15 protein-coding genes are annotated in these 15917 nt (G+C 66.4%); 6 read left to right on the forward strand and 9 right to left on the reverse strand.

Going from position 1 to position 15917, the window contains the following annotated elements; translation table 11 throughout:
- The first annotated feature begins 1 nt into the window (after position 1).
- Both fabZ and rpmE read left to right on the forward strand, forming a co-directional pair.
- Positions 2–481, forward strand: coding sequence for a 3-hydroxyacyl-ACP dehydratase FabZ (fabZ, locus tag FG91_RS17375; protein WP_037517490.1), 480 nt, complete (start codon positions 2–4; stop codon positions 479–481).
- A gap of 114 nt (positions 482–595) precedes the next feature.
- The gene (gene rpmE / locus FG91_RS17380; RefSeq protein WP_037517493.1) at positions 596–823 is read left to right on the forward strand and encodes a 50S ribosomal protein L31; all 228 of its coding nucleotides are present in this window, start codon (positions 596–598) and stop codon (positions 821–823) included.
- 27 nt (positions 824–850) lie between these two features.
- Here the strand turns inward: rpmE and FG91_RS17385 are convergent, their stop codons facing one another.
- Entirely contained in the window at positions 851–2323 is a 1473-nt protein-coding gene (locus FG91_RS17385) for a glycerol kinase (protein WP_037517496.1), read from the reverse strand.
- 367 nt (positions 2324–2690) lie between these two features.
- Here FG91_RS17385 and FG91_RS17390 point away from each other — a divergent pair, with 367 nt between their 5' ends.
- From FG91_RS17390 to FG91_RS17400, 3 genes are all read left to right on the forward strand, one after another.
- Complete coding sequence (locus FG91_RS17390; protein WP_037517499.1) at positions 2691–4073, forward strand: DEAD/DEAH box helicase; 1383 nt, start codon at positions 2691–2693, stop codon at positions 4071–4073.
- Between the two features lie 59 nt (positions 4074–4132).
- Positions 4133–5800 (forward strand): MFS transporter, encoded by a 1668-nt coding sequence (locus FG91_RS17395; protein WP_037517501.1) that lies wholly within the window; start codon positions 4133–4135, stop codon positions 5798–5800.
- 90 nt (positions 5801–5890) lie between these two features.
- Entirely contained in the window at positions 5891–6928 is a 1038-nt protein-coding gene (locus FG91_RS17400; RefSeq protein ID WP_235212083.1) for an alpha/beta fold hydrolase, read from the forward strand.
- On the opposite strand, the gene FG91_RS17405 is transcribed toward FG91_RS17400, so the two are convergent.
- The 8 genes from FG91_RS17405 to FG91_RS17440 all read right to left on the reverse strand — a co-directional run bounded on the left by FG91_RS17405 (position 6882) and on the right by FG91_RS17440 (position 14510).
- Positions 6882–7634, reverse strand: a complete 753-nt coding sequence (locus FG91_RS17405) for an alpha/beta fold hydrolase (protein WP_037517502.1) — start codon at positions 7632–7634, stop codon at positions 6882–6884. The two genes, FG91_RS17400 and FG91_RS17405, sit on opposite strands and share 47 nt — an antisense overlap.
- Positions 7635–7680: 46 nt before the next feature.
- The gene (locus FG91_RS17410) at positions 7681–7920 is read right to left on the reverse strand and encodes a hypothetical protein (RefSeq protein WP_037517649.1); all 240 of its coding nucleotides are present in this window, start codon (positions 7918–7920) and stop codon (positions 7681–7683) included.
- A 132-nt stretch (positions 7921–8052) separates the two neighbouring features.
- Positions 8053–9003, reverse strand: a complete 951-nt coding sequence (locus FG91_RS17415; RefSeq protein ID WP_037517503.1) for a DUF5996 family protein — start codon at positions 9001–9003, stop codon at positions 8053–8055.
- A gap of 123 nt (positions 9004–9126) precedes the next feature.
- Positions 9127–9798, reverse strand: coding sequence for a spermidine synthase (locus FG91_RS17420; protein WP_037517504.1), 672 nt, complete (start codon positions 9796–9798; stop codon positions 9127–9129).
- Complete coding sequence (locus FG91_RS17425) at positions 9795–11045, reverse strand: N-succinylarginine dihydrolase (RefSeq protein ID WP_037517505.1); 1251 nt, start codon at positions 11043–11045, stop codon at positions 9795–9797. The genes FG91_RS17420 and FG91_RS17425 overlap by 4 nt, the downstream gene beginning before the upstream one ends.
- Before the next feature lie 3 nt (positions 11046–11048).
- Positions 11049–12050, reverse strand: a complete 1002-nt coding sequence (locus FG91_RS17430) for an arginine N-succinyltransferase (protein ID WP_037517506.1) — start codon at positions 12048–12050, stop codon at positions 11049–11051.
- Entirely contained in the window at positions 12047–13255 is a 1209-nt protein-coding gene (locus tag FG91_RS17435) for a hydrolase (protein WP_037517508.1), read from the reverse strand. The genes FG91_RS17430 and FG91_RS17435 overlap by 4 nt, the downstream gene beginning before the upstream one ends.
- Before the next feature lie 52 nt (positions 13256–13307).
- Positions 13308–14510, reverse strand: a complete 1203-nt coding sequence (locus FG91_RS17440) for a hypothetical protein (protein ID WP_152568166.1) — start codon at positions 14508–14510, stop codon at positions 13308–13310.
- 224 nt (positions 14511–14734) lie between these two features.
- Between FG91_RS17440 and FG91_RS17445 the strand changes: the two genes are divergently transcribed.
- Positions 14735–15916, forward strand: a complete 1182-nt coding sequence (locus FG91_RS17445) for a GGDEF domain-containing protein (protein WP_037517509.1) — start codon at positions 14735–14737, stop codon at positions 15914–15916.
- The last annotated feature ends 1 nt before the right edge of the window (position 15917 follow it).

The raw sequence follows: 15917 nt of genomic DNA on the forward strand, positions 1-15917 counted from the left end.
GATGACGGACGGGGAAATTTCGGACGGCGCCTTGGGCCCGGTGGATATCCGCCGGATCCTGACGCTGCTGCCGCATCGTTATCCGATGCTGCTCGTCGACCGGGTGGAATCGATGGTGAAGGACACCTCGATCCACGCGGTCAAGGCGGTGACGATGAACGAGCCCTTTTTCCAGGGGCATTTCCCCGGCCGGCCGATCATGCCCGGCGTCCTCATCGTCGAGGCGCTGGCGCAGGCCGCAGGCATTCTCGCGATCGAATCGATGGGCCTCGCCGGTACGGGCAAGCTGGTCTATTTCATGGCGATTGACGGGGCGAAGTTCAGAAAGCCGGTTGAACCCGGCTGTCTGCTCGACCTGCACGCCACGATCATTCAAGCCAAGCGCAGCGTTTGCCGTTTCGAAGGCAAGGCGATGCTGAATGGCGCGCTCGCCGCGGAATGCCAGTTCACCGCGATGATTGCCGATCCGCCGAGCGACTAAGCAAGACTTGCAAAATCCGGCTTTCGCCGTTAGGGGCCACCGCTTCGCGGCCCCGGACGGGGAAGCAACGACTCACGCGGCTGGTCGGAAACCAGCGGCACAGGAGCTTGAGACATGAAAAACGACATTCACCCCGACTATCACATGATCACGGTCAAGATGACCGATGGCACCGAATATCAGACGCGCTCGACCTGGGGCAAAGAGGGCGACACGATGACGCTCGAAATCGACCCCACCGCGCACCCGGCCTGGACCGGCGGCACCGGACGCATGCTCGACGCTGCGGGTCAGGTCGCGAAGTTCAACAAGCGTTTCGGTGGTCTCACCCTCAAGCGCTAATGGCGCCCACCTCCGTGCAAGCGGGGGTCAGCCCAGAACCTTTGCAAGCGCGCTTTGCCATCCGGCAAGGCGCGTTTTGCGTTTCTCGGCACCCAGCGCCGGCGTGAAGCGCGTCGCGGTGCCGCGCATCGCCTTCGCGGCGCTGGCGAGTTCGGGGTACAGTCCGGCTCCCGTTGCAGCGAGCATCGCGGCGCCGAGTGCGGTGCTCTCGACGAAGCCGGGCCGCTCGACCACGATATCCAGCACGTCGGCCAGATCCTGCGCCATCCAGTCGTTCGCGGCCATGCCGCCGTCGATCCGCACCTCGGCCCAGTCGACGCCGTCGGCGGCAAACGCCGATTTCAGGTCGTGCGCCTGATAGGCCTGCGCTTCGAGCGCCGCGCGCGCGACATGCGCCTTGCCCGTCGCAAAGCTCAGCCCCGACAGCGCCGCGAGCGCATCGGGGCGCCAGTGCGGCGCGCCGAGCCCGGTGAGGGCGGGGACCAGATAGACGCCGCCATTGTCGGCCACCGAGCGCGCCAGCCCCTCGCTCTCTCCCGCGCTCGCGAGAAGGCCCAGCCCGTCGCGCAGCCATTTGATCAGGCTGCCCGCGACGAACACCGATCCTTCGAGCGCATAGGAGCGGACGTCGCCTTCCTGCACCAGCACCGTCGCGAGCAGGCGGTTCGCCGATTGCGGCCGCACCGTCCCGCTCGCCGACAGGATGAAGGCGCCGGTGCCGAAGGTCGCCTTGGTCTGCCCCGGCGACAGGCACGCCTGGCCGATCGTTGCAGCCTGTTGATCGCCCGCCATGCCGCAGATCGGGATCGCGCCGCCGAACAGCGCCGGATCGGTCATGCCGACGCGCGTCGTGCAACCGGTGATTTCGGGGAGCAGGCGCATCGGCACGCCGAGCAGGTCGCACAATTCGCCATCCCAGCCGCCTTGGCCGTTGATGTCCATCAGCAAGGTGCGCGACGCGTTGCTCGCGTCGGTGACATGGACGCCGCCGGTGAGGCGATAGATCAGATAGGATTCGACCGTCCCGACCGCGAGTTTGTCCCCGGCCTCGTTCAATTGCGGCCAGTGTTTCAGCGCCCAGCCGATCTTGGTGCCTGAGAAATAGGGGTCGAGCAGCAGCCCGCTCTTCGCCTGCGCCATCGGCTCATGGCCCGCATCTTTCAGCGCCGCGCAATCGGCGGCCGAGCGCCGGTCCTGCCACACGATCGCGTGCGCGAGCGGCTCGCCGGTCGTGCGGTCCCAGAACACCACCGTCTCGCGCTGGTTGGTAATCCCGATCGCGGCGACATGGTCGGCGCCGCCGGCCCGCGCGATCATCTCGCGCGTGCAGGCGAGGGTGGCTTCCCAGATTTCGGCGGCGTCATGCTCGACCAGCCCGGGGCCCGGATAATGCTGCCGGATCTCGCGCTGCGCGCTGCCGAGCGGGGTGCCGTCGGCGCTGAAAAGCATCGTGCGCGTCGACGTCGTGCCCTCGTCGATGACGATGATTTTCTCGGCCATTATGAACCCCCAAAACCGTTGGTGCTGAGCTTGCCGAAGCACCGCCCTTTTCTTCTGCTACCAATGAAGAAAGAACGGCCTTCCGACAAGCTCAGGGCAAACGGGAAGGGAAGCGTCGCTTGATCACGCAATAATCTTGCAATCCGGCGCAACCCATGCCATATGATGGTGCAGCGCAGCATGGCGGGACCACCCGCCGCAACCACCGGCAGCGTGATTTTCCCGCCCGAAACAGGCGCGGGACGAGCCGGACCAGCGCTTTGTCCCCAGAGGCACCCTTTCACGCGGGTCGTTTCGAACCCGCGGCCGTGCGCCGTCCGTTCGAACCGAACGGATGCGCCTGCGCGTCGCCCTATGTGAGTATTTTATGACGACTTTTAACGACTTTGGCCTGCACGCCGACATCAATCGCGCGCTTGCCGCCAAGGATTATACCCAGCCGACCCCGATCCAGACGCAGGCGATCCCGCCGCTGATGAAGGGCCGCGACCTGTGCGGTATCGCGCAGACGGGCACCGGCAAGACCGCCGGTTTCTCGCTGCCGTCGATCCATCATCTTTTGACCTATCCGCATCGCGCCAATCCGCGCAGCTGCCGCATGCTCGTCCTCGCGCCGACGCGCGAACTCGCCGCGCAGATCGCGCAGAGCTGCCGCGACTATGGCCGCTTTACCAAGCTCAGCGTCACGACCGTGTTCGGCGGCGTGCCGATCAACAAGCAGATCCGTGAGCTTTCGAGCGGTGTCGATATCCTCGTCGCGACCCCGGGCCGCCTGCTCGACCTGATCGACCAGCGCGCGCTGCGCCTCGATGATGTCGAAATCTTCGTCCTCGACGAAGCCGACCAGATGATGGACATGGGCTTCATCCACTCGCTGCGCCGCATCGCCAAGCTGCTGCCGTCGCGCCGCCAGAACCTCTTCTTCTCGGCGACGATGCCGAAGGAAATCGCGCACCTCGCCGAACAGTTCCTCGAAGATCCGGTGACCGTGTCGGTCACCCCGGCGGCGACCACGGTCGAAAAGATCAGCCAATATTCGACCTTCGTCGAACAGAAGGAAAAGCAGGCGCTGCTGCACTCGGTCATCGCCAGCGAGGATATCGACCGCGCGTTGATCTTCACCCGTACCAAGCATGGCGCCGACCGCGTCGTGCGCCACCTTGCGGGCGCGAATATCAAGGCGATGGCGATCCATGGCAACAAGAGCCAGTCGCAGCGCACCCACGCGCTGCAGGCGTTCCGCTCGGGCGACATCAAGCTGCTCGTCGCGACCGACATCGCCGCACGCGGCATCGACGTGTCGGGCGTCAGCCACGTGATCAACTTCGAGATCCCGAACGTTCCCGAACAATATGTCCACCGCATCGGCCGCACCGCGCGCGCCGGCGCCGAGGGCAAGGCGATCAGCTTCATCGCGCCCGATGAGCGTCCGTACATGCGCGATATCGAGCGCGTGACGCGGAGCAAGTCCGAACCGATGCCGCTGCCCGAGAATTTCAACGAGCTGGTGCGCAACCTGCCGAAGCCGGCGCAGCCGCCGCGCGACACCGGCAGCCAGGGCCGCAACCCGCAGCGCCAGCGCGAAGACGCGCTCCGCGGCCGTGACGGTAACAAGCCGCGCGGCGATCGCGGTCCGCGCCGCGACGGTGCGCCCGCCGGCGAAGGCGCCGAAGGCCAGCGCAAGCGCCGTTTCCGCCCGCGCAACAAGAGCGTCGGCGCACACAAGGGCGCGGTGAAGCGCGTCGGTTGACGCGCGCTACCCGTCCGCTAGACCCTTCGCCCACAAGATAATGGGCGAAGGGGTAGCGGATGACGAACGGTGACGGCGCGACGGCACTCGAAACCCGCCAAAGCGAACGCAAGGTCATCCTGGCCTCGTCGCTCGGCACGGTGTTCGAATGGTATGATTTCTACCTCTACGGCCTGCTCGCGACGATCATTTCGGCGCAATTCTTTTCGGGCGTCAACGAAACCACCGGCTTCATCTTCGCGCTCGGCGCCTTTGCCGCGGGCTTTGCGGTAAGGCCGTTCGGCGCGCTTGTGTTCGGGCGCATCGGCGATCTCGTCGGGCGCAAGAACACCTTCCTCGTCACCATGGGCCTGATGGGTCTCTCGACCTTCCTTGTCGGCGTGCTGCCCAGCTATGCGTCGATCGGCGTCGCGGCGCCGATCCTCCTCGTGCTGCTGCGCCTCGTCCAAGGGCTCGCGCTTGGCGGCGAATATGGCGGCGCCGCGACTTATGTTGCCGAACATGCACCCGAGGGCAAACGAGGCCTCTTCACCAGCTTCATCCAGACCACGGCGACGCTTGGGCTGTTCGCGGCACTCGGCGTCGTCATCGTCATCCGCTCGGTCATGGGTGAGGCGGCGTTCGCCGACTGGGGCTGGCGCATCCCCTTCCTCATTTCGGTGATCCTGCTCGGCGTGTCGCTGTGGATTCGCCTCCAGCTCGAGGAAAGCCCGGTCTTCAAGCAGATGAAGGAGGAGGGCACGACGTCGAAAGCCCCGCTCACCGAAGCCTTCGGCCGCTGGGAAAACCTCAAATGGGTGATCGTTGCGTTGTTCGGCGCGGTCGCGGGGCAGGCGGTCGTCTGGTATTCGGGGCAATTCTACGCGCTCTTCTTCCTCGAAAAGACGCTGAAGGTCGACGGCGCGACCGCGAATATATTGATCGCCATCGCGCTCGCGCTGGGCACGCCTTTCTTCATCTTCTTCGGCTGGCTCAGCGACAAGGTCGGGCGCAAGCCGATCATCCTCGCGGGCTGCGCGCTCGCCGCAATCACCTATTTCCCGGCGTTCCAGATGCTGACAGCCGCCGCGAACCCCGCGATGGCGAAGGCTCAGCAGAACGCCGCGGTGATCATGGCGGCCGATCCCGGCGCCTGCTCGTTTCAGTTCGATCCGATCGGGCGCAACAAGTTCGAAGGCAGCGGCTGCGACATCATCAAGTCGACGCTGGCAAAGTCGGGCGCGAACTACACGGCTTTCACGCGCGAGCGCATGACGGGCGAGCCCGCGCGCGTGCGCATCGGCTCGCGCGTCCTCGCCGCGCCCGATCCGTGGCGCATCGCCGAGGAGGACCGCGCAGGCGCGATCGCGACCTTCCGTTCGGACCTCGAACGCGCGCTGACCGACGCGGGCTATCCGGCAAAGGCCGACCCGGCGGCGATCAACAAGCCGCTCGTCGTCGCGATCCTCTTCTACCTCGTGCTGCTCGTGACGATGGTCTACGGCCCGATCGCGGCGCTGCTCGTCGAACTCTTCCCCAGCCGCATTCGCTACACGGCGATGTCGCTGCCCTATCATATCGGCAACGGCTGGTTCGGCGGTTTCCTGCCGACGACGGCGTTCGCGATGGTCGCGGCGACGGGCAATATCTATTACGGCCTGTGGTATCCCGTGATCGTCGCGGTGATCACATTGGTCGTCGGGTTGCTGTTCCTGCCCGAAACCTTCCGGCGCAAGATTCACGAATAGGTTCGATCTTCCCTCTCTCTTTCAGACGGCAGGCTGCGCATTGACCTCACGCCCTCAAACGCTAGGGTCGCCGCGAGCCTTGAGGGGGGCATGATGATCGACGAAGACGATTCCGACCCGCCGCCACCGCGGCGCCCGTTCTTCCGGCGCAAGCGGGTGCTGATCCCGCTCGCGCTGATACTCGCGATCGTCGTCGGCTTCCTCCTGCTCCTGACTCCCGACACCGACCGCGACGCGATGATCGCCAAATATGGCGGGCCGAACGCCACCTTCGTCGCGGGGCCGGCGGGGCAGCGCATCCACTATCGCGATCAGGGCAATCGCGAGGGACCTGCGATCATCCTGGTCCATGGCTCGAACGCGAGCCTTCATACGTGGGAACCGCTGGTGAAAAGGCTCGGCGCCACTTACCGGATCGTCACGCTCGACCTGCCGGGACACGGGCTCACCGGCGCGACCCCCGACACCGATTATTCGGCCGAGGGTATGATGGATGCCATCGACGTCGTCGCGGCGAAGCTCGGGCTCGATCATTTCATCCTCGGCGGCAATTCGATGGGCGGCTGGGTCAGCTGGCGCTACGCGCTCGCGCAGCCCGCGCGTGTCGATGCGCTGTTGCTGATCGACGCCTCCGGCATGCCGCTGCGACCGGGCGAGAAACGGCCCGAATCGAACGTCGGTTTCCGCGTCCTCGAATATCCCTTCGGCCGTTGGCTGGCGACGCGCATCACGCCGCGGATGCTCGTCGAACAATCGCTGCGCGGGTCGGTCGAGAAGCAGGAGATCGTCGATGAGGCGATGATCGACCGCTATTGGGAATTGTTGCACTTCCCCGGCAATCGCGAAGCCACGGTGCTGCGCGCGCGGATGGACCGCGAGCCCGCGATGGCGGCGCGCGTGGGCGAGATCAAGGCGCCGACGCTGATCCTGTTCGGCGACAAGGACCGGCTGATCAACCCGAGCGCCGCGAAGACCTTCAACGAACGCATTGCGGGGTCCGAGGTCGTGATGCTGCCGGGTATCGGCCATCTGCCGATGGAGGAGGCGCCCGATGCGACCGCGGAGGCGATCGCCGATTTCCTCAAGCGGCGGCTCGTACCATCTCCGGCTGATCCAGAAACGCGCTGATCCGCCCCGCGATGGCTGCGGCATGGGTGAAGGGGAAGAGGTGCGATCCCGGCACTATTTCCAGCACCGCGCCATCGATCCGTTCGGCGAGCATCTCACCATAGCAGGCGGGCACCACGCCATCCTGCTCACCCATCAAGACCAGCGTCGGAAGCTCTTTCAGTCCCGACAGGAAAGCCACACTGCTCCAGCCGATCATCGCAGCACTCTGGTAAGCGAGGCCGAGCGGTGTGGCGGTCTGAATCCGTAGCCCGCTCGCCAGCATGTCGTCGTCGAGCATCGCCGCCCATCCGATCCCCGGCGCGCCCATGACCGGCGTCGTCGCCATCAGCACCATATGACGCACGCGCCCCGGAAACTGGATCGCGATCTGCTGCGCCAGCGCGCCGCCCCAGCTGAACCCGGCGACGTCGATCATCTTGTGGCCAAGGCGGTCGGCGATCTCCATCACCACCGCCGCGATCGTCGGCGCGCCATAGGGCAACAGCGCGTCGGGCGAGCCGCCGACGCCGGGCATGTCGAGCGTCCAGACCTCGCGGCCGTGGATCTGCGCGAGCAGCGGCGCCGCGGCCGCCAGATCGGCGCCGATGCCGTTCAGGAATAACAGGGGCGTGCCGGGCGCGCCCTCGCGCCAGCGCGCGACGCGCAGGCTCAGGCCGTAAACATGCTCGCTGCTGATGGCCGGGCGGCCGCTGATCCTGCTCATGGCCGGTGCCTTCGCATATCTGGGTGACCGGCGAAAGACCGCTGATCTACTCCGCCTGCCGCGCGGCCGCTGCGGCCTGCTCGAAGCGTAGGCAATCGAAAATCTTCGCGCCCGCGAGGAACACCGAACCGGTGCAGGCGAGCAGCAACAGCTTGCCGCCAACTCCCGGATATTCGTGCAGATAGGCGGCGCCGCGCGCCATCGCCCCGACCGCGAGGGCATAGATGATGAGGCACGCTTCGAAGCGCGTCTTGATGACGAACAGGCGTCCGATTTTTTTCAGCATCACCCTAGCCTAAGCAAGCGCCGTGCCACCGGCGCAAATGCGGGATTCGGCGCGCCGGGCTTATGGTAAACTGTAAGTTAATCCGACAGGCAGGAACAAGCCATCAGGCCATCCGTTCGGCGAAAAGACGGTTCAATTCGTCTCGCGAACGCGCGCCGGCGCGCCCAGCGGGCACTCCAGCGCGGCGCGGTCCCAGCCCGCGTTATCGGCCGCCGCGCCATAGCTGCGCTCGAGGAAATGGAGCAGCAGCGCATCGGGTGACGCCGCCGTTCGCACGGCGTCATAGGGCAGGATATATTCGCCCATGCCCGTATCGAAGCGCGCCGCAGCGGGCATCGGATGGTCCCGGAACCCGGCCGGCTCGGGATAGGCGTAGGAGTAAAAGGCAGGCTCGGGAAAAGCGTCGCCGCCCGGCCAGAAACCCGCGCTGCTGACTTCGTGCGAATAGGCTTCGCGCGTCACCGGGTCAGGCAGCCCGGGTACGCCGCCGGAGTGCGGAGGCGCCGCGCGGCCCGAAAAGCGCGTGACGGCCAGGTCGAAGCTGCCCCAGAAGAAATGCACCGGGCTCGCCTTGCCGAGAAACCCGCTGCGGAACAGTTTGAAGACGCGGTCGACCTGCATCAGCGCGCGCCAGAAACGATGCGCGGCGTCGGCGTCATAGCTTTTGTGGCTCTCGTCGCGCGCGAACGGGATCGGATCGGGCACCTCGTTCGGCACGCCATGGATGCGCACCGCGATGCCGAGATCGGCGAGCAGCCCGAGCAGTCGGTCGTGAAAATCGGCGACGCTGCGCGGTTCGAGCACTAGCTCGCGTTCCTGCCCCCGACTTGTCCGGCAAATTAGGCGGTGGACGATGAAGTCGAATTCGATCTCCAGCAATTCATGCCCGACCGGGATCGGCGAGGTGGTGAGGCCGCGCGCACTGACATAGAGCGGCACCTGCCAGCCATGGTTGAGCCAGGGTGTCAGCGACAGGCGGATCTTGCCGACGATCTGCGTCCACAGCTGCAGCGTGATCGCGGTATCGCGCCAGTCGCCCCAGCGCAGTTCGGGCCAGATCGCGGATTGCTCGGTCGGTGACATCGCGGCTTTCCTTCGACAAATATCGTGCGCCGCCCCCGCCTGAAGTGTAGCCGTTTCTGTGTCTAAGAATAGCGCGGAATCGGTCCGGCCCGCGGCGTCAGCTCGCCATTTGCGCGACCGCCGCTAGTTCACCCGCGCAAACCAGATCACGTGCCGCGGGCCTTTGCCGTTGCTGCGCGCGCGAACGCCGACCTCTTCGACCTGAAAGCCCGCCGCCGTCAACCGGCGGGTGAAGCGGGCGTCGGGGGCGGCGGACCATATCGCCAAAATGCCGCCGGGGCGCAGCGCCGCCTTGGCCGTGGCAAGCCCCGCCGCCGAATAGAGACCCTCGTTAGCATCGCGCGTCAGGCCGTCGGGGCCATTATCGACGTCGAGCAGGATCGCATCATAGCGGCGCGTCGCCGCACCGATCGCCTTCGACACGTCGCCGAGGATCAGCTCGACCCGTGGATCGTCGAGACAGCCTGCCGCCAGCTCGGCCATCGGGCCGCGCGCCCACTCGATGATGCCCGGCACCAGTTCGGCCACCGCAATTTTCGCGTCGGGGCCGAGCGTCGCCAGCGCGGCGCGCAGCGTGAACCCCATGCCATAGCCGCCGATCAGCAGGCTGGCGGCCTTCGGGCTGCGCAGCCGGTCGCAGGTCATCGTCGCCAGCGCTTCTTCGGAGCCGCTCATCCGGCTGCTCATCAATTCGTTGCGATCGATCGCGATGATGAAATCGTCGCCGCGCCGGTACAGCCGCAGCTCGTCGCCGCCCGGGACTTCGGCGGTGCCGATCAGCTCGCGTATCTTCAACCGAGCTCGCCAAGGTCGAGCGTTTCGAGCAGCGTGGCGCGCGCCTTGCGCACGTCGCTCGCCAGCGCCGCCGACGCGAGGTCGCCGGGCGCGATCGCCTCGGGCCAGTGCGCTGCGACGACGCCGGCAATCCGGTCGAGCTTCGCCTCATCGGCGATGAAGCGCGGATCGACCGTCGCCGGATCGGCAACGACGCGCAGGCGGAGGCAGGCCGGGCCGCCGCCGTTCGCCATCGACTGGCGGACGTTGACGGGCAGCAGGCGGCGGATCGGGCCGTTGCCCGCGACATGCGCCTCCAGCCACTTCCACACCGCGGGTGTGGCCTGTGCCTCGGTCGGCAGCACCAGTCCCATGCCGCCGCCGTCGGGCAGGCTGACCAGCTGGGCGTTAAACAGATAGGATTTGATCGCGTCGGGCAGGCTCACCGCGCTCGCGGGCACCTCGACAATCTCGACCGCGGGGAAGGCGGCGCGAATCTCGGCATGCGCCGCCTCGCGGTCCTCGAACGCGGTTTCGTGGGTAAACAGCACATGCTCGTTCGCGACCGCGACGACGTCATTGTGGAACGCGCCGCCCTGGATCGCGGTGTCCGACTGCCGAATGAACAGCGTCCGCGCCGGATCGAGTCGGTGGTTGCGCGCGATCGCCTTCGACGCATCGAGATGCTGGCGCGCCGGGAAACGGCCGCCGCCGACGCCATAGACGAAGATCTCGACGCCAGCTGAGTCATGCCCGCTGCACAGCCGCATATGGTTCGCCGCGCCCTCGTCGCCGAACGGGGCGGGGACCGGCGCATGCACCGCAAAGGCCGGATCGGCGAACGCAAGACGAAGCTGCGCCAGCGTTCCCGGCCATTCGTGGCTGCGATGCGGCATGGTGACGAGGTTCGCGACGGTCAGATGGCATTTGCCATCGGCGCTGTCGGGGGCGGGGGAGACGGTCGCGGCGTTCGCGGCCCACATCGACGACGCCGACCATGCCTGCGCACGCAAATGCCCCTCGGCGTCCTCCGGCGTCGTGCCGAGCGTCGCCAGCCACGGCGCGTCGGGGCGGTCGAGCGGGGTGAAGAAGCCCTGCGGCAGCCCGAGCGTCAGGTTATGGCGCATCTTCTCGATGCCCTGCAGCGCCGCGGCGCGCGGCTGCGACACGTCGCCGGCGTTGCTTGCCGACGCGATGTTACCGCGGCTGAGCCCTGCGTAATTGTGGCTCGGGCCGATGATCCCGTCGAAATTGATTTCCGTGAGCATCGTTTAGCGCCCGATCCAGCTGATGTTGCTGCCTTTTCCGACACCCAGCAGCTTCGCGGCCTCGCTGTCGAGCGTCGCGCCGTCGCCGATCTTGCCGAAACAACAGCGGAAATCGGCGAGTTGCCCCGTCGCGACCAGCGCGTCCTTGCCCGTTTCGGCGATGGCCGAAATCTCGATATGTTTCGCGTCCTTGATGCTTGCGACCTGATCGGTGCGCGCGGTCATCGTCGGGCCGCCGTCGAAGATGTCGACAAAATTTTCGTACGCGAAGCCCTCATTCTCGAGCATGCGCATCGCGGCGCGCCCCGTCGGGTGCGGCACGCCGATGACGCTGCGCGCATGTTCGCCCAGCATCGCGATGTAGACGGGGTGTTTGGGCATCAGGTCGGCGATGAACTGATTGCCGTGGACCGCGTTGAACTGGTCGGCTTCCTGAAAATTCATGCCAAAGAATTTGCCCGCGACCCCGTCCCAGAAGGGCGATCCGCCCGCCTCGTCGATCACCCCGCGCAGTTCGGCGAGGATGCGGTCGCCGAAGCGCGCGCGGTGGCGCGCGATGAACAGATAGCGCGAACGCGCGAGCAATAGCCCGAGCCCGCCGGCGCGCGCCGCGGGGTGCAGGAACAGCCCGCCGACCTCGCTCGCGCCGTTGAGGTCGTTGCTGAGCATCAACACCTGCGCGTGGAAGGTGCGGCCCAGCTGCTCGCTATGCTTGCTGTCGGTGCCGATGCGGTACGAATAGAAGGGCCAGCGCTGACCGACCTGCCCGAAAATCTGGCAGGTGCCGCGCACTTCGCCATTGTCCGTATCTTCGAGCACGAGCAGGTAGAGCTCGTCCGACGGATATTCCTTGTCGCTCGCGAACGAGGCTTCGGTGCGCTCCAGCTTGGCACGCAAGGCATTCTTGTCGGGGGGCAGGTTGGTGAAGCCGCCGCCGGTCAGCTTCGCCATCTCGTAAATGCTCTGCAAGTCGCCCGGCTTGGCCGCCCGGATCACATAATTCACACCGTCCCCCGTTCCGCTATTCTTATCATGGTGAGTGCCGATAACTGCGCACGTTCGGCAAGGCTATCGACGATCAGAAATTCGTCCGACGAATGGATCGCGCCGCCGCGCGGCCCCATCGTGTCGACCACCGGCACGCCGCATGCCGCGATATTATTGCCGTCGCACACCCCGCCGGTCGCGTTCCAGCCGATCGGCAGGCCGAGCGCGGCGCCGCAATCGCGCACCAGTTCGAACAGGCGCGTCGCCGGCGCGTCGAGCGGTTTCGGCGGGCGGTTGAAGCCGCCGTGGACGTGGCAATGCACATCATGCTCGCGCGACACCGCCGCAATCGCATCGCGCATCGCCGCCTCGGCCGAGGCCATCGCGTCGGGGGTCGACGGGCGCATATTGACGCGCAGGATCGCGTTGTCGGGCACGATATTGTTCGGCCCGCCGCCGTCGATCTTCGCCGGATTGACCTTCAGCGTATCGGACTTCAGCGCGCCGAGCCGCAGCGCGAGGTCGGCCGCGGCGAGCAGCGCATTGCGCCCCTCCTGCGGATTGCGCCCGGCGTGCGCGGCGCGGCCGTGGACGATGACCGAAAAATTGCCGCTCCCCGGCCGCGCTCCCGCGAGCGTGCCGTCGGGCAACGCGGGCTCATAGGTCAGCGCCGCGGTCTTGCCTTTCGCCAGCTCGGCGATCAGCCGCGCCGATGCCTGGCTGCCCGTTTCCTCGTCGCTGTTGATCATCACGTCATATCCGACGCGGCCCGCGAGCGGCGATGCCTCCAGCGCCGTCAGCGCCGCGAGGATCACCGAAATGCCCGCCTTCATGTCGGCGGTGCCGGGGCCGTTAAGCACGCCGTCTTCCAGCCACTTCAACGTCTGGAACGGATGGTCGGCGGCGAACACCGTGTCCATATGCCCGGTCAGCAGCAACTGCACCGGTGCCTCGGGGCGCACGCGCAGGTGCAGATGGTCGCCGCGCTGGATGGTGTTGACGGTGCCGGAGCTATCGACGCTCTCGACCGGATCGGCGGCGACCAGCCGGACTTCGCCGGGCAGCGCCGCGAACGCATCGGCGAGCAGGCCCGCGACGGTCTGCAGGCCCGGAAGATTGCCCGTGCCGCTGTTCACCGCCGCCCATTTTTCGACCTGCGCCAGCATCGGCGCATCGGCAGCGCGTTCGAGCGCGTTATGTTCGGTTGTCGAGACGGACGTCATGCCCCGGCTATAGACGCGCGCAATGTCGTTTGGCGACCCCCGACGTTGCGCGTCAGGACGGCTTGGCTGGCTTCAGCAACGGCGTGTAGCCGCGAAGCTGCAGCGCCTTGCGCGGTGAAAGTTCGCCGGCGAGCTGATCCAGATTTTGCTCCGCACGCGCGTTTTTTTGCTGTGCAAACAGGGTTCGTGCGAGTTCGACGCGTGCGCGCTGCCGTACGTCGAGATTGCCGAAAGGGTCGAAGAAGGAATCGATCCGCGCACGGTCCTTCACGCCATCCCAACTAAATAGCTTCCCGGCCTCTTTGTCGTTCGCGATCGCCGCATAGCGCCGGGCGGCTTCGGTGGGCGCGATCTTGCCGGTCAGCATGGCGAGACGCGTCTCGAACAGCTTGGCTTCGGGTGACGGTGCCGTGCCTGCGAAATCGGCAAGCACGCGCCCGATCCAATCCCAATTCACGACGCCCGTCGCCGCCTGCATCCCCAGCAGGTTGAACGCGAGGATCGCACCCCGATGCTGCGCGGTCGTCGCGGCGAGCACGGCGTCTTCGGCCGGCCGGCCGAGGCTCGCGGGCGAGGCGATTTCGATGGCCGGATCGTTTTTCAGGATCGCTTCGATGTCGGCCTTGTGGAAATAGCCGACGACGACGAGCATCGTCTCACCCCTGTACCGTTGCGCGGCCGCGCGGATGCGCTGTGCCTGCATGAAGGTACGATACAGATAGAGGCGGCGCGGCAGGTCGCGATCGGCCCGCGGCGCGGGTTCGGCGGCCCATTTTTGCAGCGGCGCGAGCGTCGCCGGGTCTTCGGCGGCAAAAAAGTCCCAATCGAGGACCTTGCGATCGGGGAAGGTCAGGAAACCCTGGAACCCCTGTGCCTTGCGCACTTCCGGGGGCGTGTCGAGGTCGACCCCGAAGCCGAGCAGCTGATCGTCCATCGGCGGGGTCCAGTCGATCGGACAAAGCGCGGTGCCGCGCTTCGCGGCCCAGGGCAGGATGATGCCCTGAACCTCATATGTGAATTCGTAAAAATCCTGCCGCGACGCCTGTTCGGGCGGACGCTCGATGCAGACCGCGGCGGGCTTCACCAGATCGAGCCAGGCCGCGAGCATCCCCGGCTGATCCTTTTCGGCCACCAGTTGCGCGGCGTGATCGACGCCGAGGATCGCGACCCGCGTCCTGCCTTCATCAGCTTGCGCACCGTGCGGAAACGCGGCGGCGACCAGCAGGGTAAGGCATGCAAAGGCGCGTCGCAGCACGGTCGATTTCCTTGTCCAGAGAAGAGGACGACCGCATAGCACGGACAGGGCGCGTGACAATGTTCGCGGGACGGCCGCGGATTTCCTCTTCGCTGTGCGGTAAGTCACTGTCGCGCGCGTCGCCCTCGGCTATGAGGCGGCCGAATTGCACCGAATCGCAACGCATTAACCGAAAGTTCGGAACAGCGTCGCTACGCTGGCCGAACCGATAAGTGAGTGAGCCGATGACCGCCGCCTTTGTGCTTGGCATCAACATGTCCGTCGCCGGCATTTTCGCCGTTGCGTTCGCCGTGGTCGCGGCGACGAACCGCGGCGCGCGCGGTGCGCGGTGGCTTGCGGCGGGTTATGGCATGGGCATCATCTATGTCGCGCTGGAGTTTCTGCTGACGCGGCAGGTCGATCCGACCCCGGTCGGCATCGGCATATTCCTGGTCTTCCTGATCGCGCTCAGCTTTGCGCTGGTCGGTGTCGCCCATCATTATCGGGCGCAGCCGCCGTGGGGCGCGATGGCGGCGATCTGGGTCGTCACGATCCTCGCCGTGCCGGTGATCTTCAGCATGACCTATGGCTCGATCGTGCGCCTGATGCTCTACCAGATTCCCTATTTTGCGATGCAGGTCCTGCTCGGGCTTGTGATCTGGCGCTCGGGCCGGCGCCAGGCGCTCGACCTGCTGCTGATCGCGCTTCAGGTGCTCGCTGCGAGCATCTATGTCGCCAAACCCTTCATCGCGGCGATCGTGGGGACGGCGAGTGCGCCGCAGGGCTATATGGCGACGACCTATGCCGCGATCTCGCAAAGCGGGAGCGTCGTCACGCTCATGGCCATCGCGCTCGTCATGCTGCTCGTGATCATGCGCGACACCACCGCGGAGATGGTCGCGCGGTCGGAAACCGATCCGCTTTCGAGTGTGCTCAACCGCCGCGGTTTCGAACATCATGCCGAACTGGCGCTGCTGCGCGGCGAGGAGGTGGCGGTGCTCGTCGCGGCCGACCTCGACGACTTCAAGAAGATCAACGACAGCTTCGGCCACGCCGCGGGCGACGGGGTGATCGCGCATTTCGCGGCGATGCTGGTCGATGCGGCGCCCGCCAATGCGATCGTCGGCCGGATCGGGGGCGAGGAATTCGCCGTCCTGCTTCCCGACGCGCTGCTGTCCGACGGCCGCCTCTATGCCGAAACCGTGCGCACGACCTTTGCCTCGGCACGATTGCCGGTGCTCGGGGTCGACCGCGGCTTTACGGCATCCTTCGGCGTAGCCCAGCGAATCTCGGGCGATTCGCTGTTCGATCTGTCGCGCCGGGCCGACGCCGCGCTGTACCGCGCGAAGGCGGGCGGACGGAATCAGGTTCGCGTCGCAATTGCCGAATTGGCACCGGCGCCGGCGCCCGCCCGCGGGGTCGCCTGAG

This window comes from Sphingopyxis sp. LC81 (genome assembly GCF_000756375.1).
Classification (GTDB): domain Bacteria; phylum Pseudomonadota; class Alphaproteobacteria; order Sphingomonadales; family Sphingomonadaceae; genus Sphingopyxis.